The following is a 3,371-nucleotide window of genomic DNA, read 5'->3' on the forward strand; positions in this document are numbered from 1 at the left end:
TGCTGATTTGAAAAGTGGCCTGGATGCACTCGAAGAGCGTGCTCGTAGTGAACTGGGGATGGTCAAACCCGAAGAGACTTTTTTTCATATAATCGATATTCCAGATGATGAGCAATAAAGTCTGGGCAGTCGTCCCGGCAGCGGGTATTGGCAGCAGAATGCAGTCTGATCGACCTAAGCAGTATTTATTGCTCAATGATCAACCCGTTATATTTCATACGTTGAGTCGGCTGGCTAACCATCCACGAATTGAAGGGATTGTTATCGCTTTATCCGCTAACGACCCATATTGGCCTTCTTTGAATTTACCACCACACTGGCAGATCCATACGACCATAGGGGGCGTGGAGCGGGCTGACTCGGTCAGCAATGCCTTACAGTTTTTACAGACACTGACTGAAAATGATCCCTGGGTATTAGTGCATGATGCGGCGCGTCCCTGCATACGGCATAGCGATATTGATGAGATGTTACAACAGCTAGGCAATGACCCGGTGGGTGGTATCCTGGGCGTAGCGTTAACGGAAACTGTCAAACGTGTCGATGAAAATAACACTATCCAGGCGACAGTTGATCGAAGCGGATTATGGCGAGCTGCCACCCCACAGATGTTTCGTTTAAATGTTTTGTCTGAAGCCTTAAGTCAATCTAAACAGGCCAGTATCAGGATTACAGATGAAGCCAGCGCCATGGAATTTATGGGGTATAACCCGAAAATGATTGCCGGTCATGCTGACAACATCAAAATTACCTTGCCGCAGGATCTGGCATTAGCCGCATTGTTTTTACAGCAACAAGAAAATGGAGAAGCCCCATGAGAATTGGTCATGGCTATGATGTACATCGTTTTGCCGAAAACTGTGTACTGATTATCGGTGGCGTAACTATTCCGCACTCTCATGGTCTGGAAGCACATTCTGATGGTGATGTACTTATTCACGCGTTATGTGATGCTTTGCTGGGGGCTGCCGGATGGTGGGATATCGGTCATCATTTTCCAGATAATGATATGACATATGCCGGGATCGATAGTCGGGTGTTGTTACGGCGAGTATATGATGATTTGACCAATGCCGGCTGGCAGGTTGGCAATGTGGACGCCACAGTGGTAGCACAGGCACCGAAGCTGGCGCCTTATATTCCACAGATGCGTGAGCTGCTGGCCGCGGATCTGCATATTGAATCCTCAGCAATTAATATAAAAGCCACTACTACCGAAAAACTCGGGTTTGCTGGTCGCAAAGAAGGTATTGCTGCCCATGCTGTTGCGCTGATTAAAAAGGCTGAATCAGTTTGAAACATTTTGATTATTTATCCTTGCCGCGGCAATCAGCCAGTGCAGCTGGTTGCACGGGCAAATTGCGCGAAAAAGCCATTTATTTTGAAGTAGAAGAGCATTTGCCGTTTTCACCCGAAGGTGAAGGATCGCATGTCTGGTTGTATGTCCAGAAAACCGATACCAATACCGATTGGCTGGCACAGGAAATTGCCCGTTTCGCAGGTGTCTCGCCGGTTGCTGTTGGTTACGCCGGACTCAAAGACCGTCATGCCGTGACCTCTCAATGGTTCAGTGTCAATTTACAGGGATTGCCGGAACCTGACTGGTTAGCATTTGAAAATGAGCAAATCAAAATTCTTAAAGCGGTTCGCCATAGCAAAAAACTCAAGCGAGGTGCACTTGCCGGAAATCGTTTTCGACTGCGGTTAACCAACATTACGGGCGAACAGACTGTCTGGGAACAAAATCTGCAAACAATCGCTGAGCAGGGCGTACCAAATTATTTTGCTGAACAACGCTTTGGCCATTTTGGCAACAATCTGAAAAAAGCTGAGCAATGGTTCATCGAGGGAACAGAGCCGAAAAAACGTAATCAACGCAGTATTATTATTTCAGCGGCACGTTCCTGGTTGTTTAATCTGGTGCTGGCTGAACGAATCCGACAAGGCAACTGGGATGAAATGCTTGCAGGCGATGTGATGTTGCTGGCCGGCACACGGGCCAGTTATTTTGTCGCAGAAATCAAAGATGCTGTGCTTCAACAGCGGATCAAAGACATGGACATTCATCCGACCGGTCCATTGTGGGGAAAAGGCGAAGCCATCAGCAAGGCAGAGACTCTTATGCTCGAACAAACCGTTTTGACAGATTGGCAGGATTGGCAGCGACAATTGGAAAAGCTGGGATTAAATCAGGAACGTCGGGCACTGCGACTATTTCCGCAACAATTGAAATGGCAATTTATCAATGAAACCAGTTTGCTGTTAGAGTTTGAGTTGGGACCGGGCAGTTATGCTACGGCTGTTCTGCGTGAACTGGCTGAAATTCAGGATATGTCGCAGAAAATTTCCACAGTATTACCGAGTCTTAGTGAATAGGATTCAGTGAACTGAAGGAGGCTGATATGAATCTCTCCATGCATAGGCTTTTTTGGCTGGCTCTGGTCTTTCTGCCATTAAGTGCTCAGGCAGTAGATCGCTGGCAGGCTTCGAGTAGCGCTAAACATACCGCAGTATTGGAATTATTTACCTCGGAAGGTTGTGGTCTTTGTCCTCCCGCGGAACGCTGGTTATATCAGCAGCAAACTGAGCTTAATTATATTGTTTTAGGCTTTCATATTGATTACCTGAATGACAAAAAAGGTTGGGTAGATGTTTTTGCCAAGCCGGAATTTTCCGAACGACAGAAACAACTGGCTTTACTGAATCGATATCAGACCATTTATACGCCAGAGTTTGTTTTAAGCGGTGAGTCTTTGCCAAACTGGCGAGAGAATTTCAATGAGGCGGTTAGCTTTCTCAATGAGTTTGATGCTCAGGCGCAGATTCGCCTGAGAGCCTATCTGATAGATGATGCACTCATGATTGATAGTCGTAGTCAGGTGACTGGTGAAGAAAATCGTCAACACAGTAAAGTATATATCGCGATCACTGAAGATGATGTGCTCAGTGATGTGCAGGGCGGAGATAATGCCGGGCGAACATTCAACCATCAAAATCTGGTTAGGGAATGGCTTGGTCCGTTTGATCTGGATCCTTCCGGTGAAACATTTATCGAACATCAGCTGAAACTTATTCCAGACTGGCAGCAGGATAAACTGAAACTGGTGGCACTTATTCAAAATTTATCCGACGGTTATATCTTGCAAGCCGTTGAATTACCTTTAACACAACAGAAGTAAGATGGACTATTTACCTATATTTATTGATTTAAAAAATCGTCAGTGTCTGGTAGTTGGTGGTGGCGAAATTGCCGCCCGCAAAGCCGGCTTATTATTAAAAGCTCAGTCAATGGTCACCATTATTGCCCCTGAAATTGCCGAGATGTCGCGTCAGTTATTGGAAGATGCAGACTATCGGGGCAAGATAAACTG

General features: G+C 46.1%; 6 protein-coding genes. All 6 read left to right on the top strand.

Going from position 1 to position 3,371, the window contains the following annotated elements:
- The first annotated feature begins 7 nt into the window (after positions 1 to 7).
- A complete protein-coding gene (locus B3O33_RS08430; protein ID WP_292363435.1) occupies positions 8 to 118 on the top strand; it encodes a septum formation initiator family protein in 111 nt (36 codons plus the stop codon).
- Positions 105 to 818, top strand: a complete 714-nt coding sequence (ispD, locus tag B3O33_RS08435; RefSeq protein ID WP_339612346.1) for a 2-C-methyl-D-erythritol 4-phosphate cytidylyltransferase — start codon at positions 105 to 107, stop codon at positions 816 to 818. The genes B3O33_RS08430 and ispD overlap by 14 nt, the downstream gene beginning before the upstream one ends.
- A complete protein-coding gene (gene ispF, locus B3O33_RS08440; protein ID WP_292360009.1) occupies positions 815 to 1,297 on the top strand; it encodes a 2-C-methyl-D-erythritol 2,4-cyclodiphosphate synthase in 483 nt (160 codons plus the stop codon). Before ispD ends, ispF begins: the two co-directional genes overlap by 4 nt.
- Complete coding sequence (gene truD, locus B3O33_RS08445; RefSeq protein ID WP_292360008.1) at positions 1,294 to 2,376, top strand: tRNA pseudouridine(13) synthase TruD; 1,083 nt, start codon at positions 1,294 to 1,296, stop codon at positions 2,374 to 2,376. The genes ispF and truD overlap by 4 nt, the downstream gene beginning before the upstream one ends.
- 26 nt (positions 2,377 to 2,402) lie before the next feature.
- Complete coding sequence (locus B3O33_RS08450) at positions 2,403 to 3,179, top strand: DUF1223 domain-containing protein (protein ID WP_292363391.1); 777 nt, start codon at positions 2,403 to 2,405, stop codon at positions 3,177 to 3,179.
- Between the two features lies 1 nt (position 3,180).
- Positions 3,181 to 3,371, top strand: a 191-nt coding sequence (locus B3O33_RS08455; RefSeq protein ID WP_292363393.1) for a precorrin-2 dehydrogenase/sirohydrochlorin ferrochelatase family protein, incomplete at its 3' end; no start/stop codon positions are given.

This window comes from Methylophaga sp. UBA1464 (assembly GCF_002325665.1).
GTDB lineage: Bacteria > Pseudomonadota > Gammaproteobacteria > Nitrosococcales > Methylophagaceae > Methylophaga.

Coding starts and splice junctions, on each gene's coding strand:
- ispF (WP_292360009.1), top strand. CDS start 815: ATGAGAATTGGTCATGGCTATGATGTACATCGTTTTGCCGAAAACTGT.
- B3O33_RS08450 (WP_292363391.1), top strand. CDS start 2,403: ATGAATCTCTCCATGCATAGGCTTTTTTGGCTGGCTCTGGTCTTTCTG.
- ispD (WP_339612346.1), top strand. CDS start 105: ATGATGAGCAATAAAGTCTGGGCAGTCGTCCCGGCAGCGGGTATTGGC.